The sequence below is a fragment of the Photobacterium sp. SP02 genome, assembly GCF_038519165.1.
GTDB classification, from domain to species: Bacteria; Pseudomonadota; Gammaproteobacteria; order Enterobacterales; family Vibrionaceae; genus Photobacterium; species Photobacterium halotolerans.
The window spans coordinates 1-454 of record NZ_JASJOJ010000168.1 but is presented as its reverse complement, the minus strand read 5'-3'; the positions used below and the strand labels follow the sequence as shown (position 1 = coordinate 454).

Annotated in this window: 1 protein-coding gene; it reads right to left on the bottom strand. The window is 54.4% G+C overall.

The window, feature by feature from the left end; translation table 11 throughout:
- A partial coding sequence (locus tag P0Y67_RS22820) for an IS256 family transposase (protein WP_342393718.1) occupies window positions 1-454 on the bottom strand: 454 nt, incomplete at both ends.

Here is a 454-nt window from a genome sequence, read left to right as displayed (position 1 = left end):
ACTTCTCGGAAGCCTTCAACATCCCCGCATAGAGCAGCTTCAGCAAGCTGGTTTCGTTAGCGAAGCCGCCCTTGGTTTTGGTCAGCTTGCGGAACTGACGGTGCACCGCCTCAACCGCATTAGTGGTGTAGATGGCCCGCCGGATCTGCTCGGGATACTTGAAGTATACCGACAGATTGTCCCACTTGCTGCGCCAGGATTTAATGACCAACGGATACTGTTTGCCCCATTTTGCTTCCAGCTCGTCCAGCGCCTGCTCAGCAGCATTCTGTGTGGCGGCCTTGTAGACACACTTGAGATCCGCCATGAAAGCCTTCTGGTTCTTGCTCGCAACGTACTTCATGGAGTTGCGGATCTGGTGAATGACGCAGATCTGCACCTCTGTCTCAGGGTAGATGGTTTCAATGGCTTCCGGGAAGCCTTTCAGGCCGTCTACCGAAGCGATCAGGATGTC